Below are 729 nucleotides of genomic sequence, written 5' to 3' on the forward strand. Positions count from 1 at the left end.
GCTTGATTAATATCAGCTAATAATTTTTCAAATTTATCATTACCATTTATTATAATTTCAATATCATTATTTAAGGTTAAAAGTTCATTTTCATTGCTATGCAACAACTTAACTAATTTTACTTTTTCATCTAAATAATTTTCTATTTTATTAAATTGATTTTGGCTTAACTCTAATTCTTTATTTACTGTTTTTATTACATTTTTATTTACTATACCTTTTTTACTAAATATTTTGTTTTTACGGTATTCTTGCCCAAATAAATAATAAACAATAAGACCCAAAAAAGGAAAAAACACTAAAACTACAATGTAGGATAGTGTTTTTGTTGGGTTTAAATTTTTAAGTATTACAGTAATTACAGCTGATGCCGCAACTAAATAATTAAATATAATTAGAATACTCCACCAGTTGTGTTTTATGTATTCTAACATATTATTGGTAGTAACCTTCTTTTGGAATATCTATATGATAAAGCTTTCTAGATTTATTATTTAAATGCTTTTCGCGAAGCCAAGGGTTATGCAACTTTAAAATTTTATAGTTTATGCCAAACTTTTCGGCAAACTTTGAAAAATCTGTTACAGCTGTATCAACTTCTACTTTATAGGTTGGAATGTTGGTATATAAATCTTTTTCTCTAAAATTGAAACCGTATTTACCAGGATTAGATAAAATTTCTTTTAAAGCTACAATTCTAAACAAGTATCGGCCTGTTTCTTCACCAAG

General features: G+C 25.1%; 1 protein-coding gene and 1 pseudogene. Both read right to left on the reverse strand.

Annotated features, from left to right (window positions below; genetic code table 11):
- On the reverse strand, nt 1-434 hold a 434-nt coding region (locus tag FUA24_RS04115; protein ID WP_187388160.1), incomplete at its 3' end, for a PLDc N-terminal domain-containing protein.
- A 1-nt stretch (nt 435) separates the two neighbouring features.
- Nucleotides 436-729: pseudogene (locus FUA24_RS04120) on the reverse strand (lytic transglycosylase domain-containing protein); the annotation flags it as partial.

Source organism: Seonamhaeicola marinus, assembly GCF_008085455.1.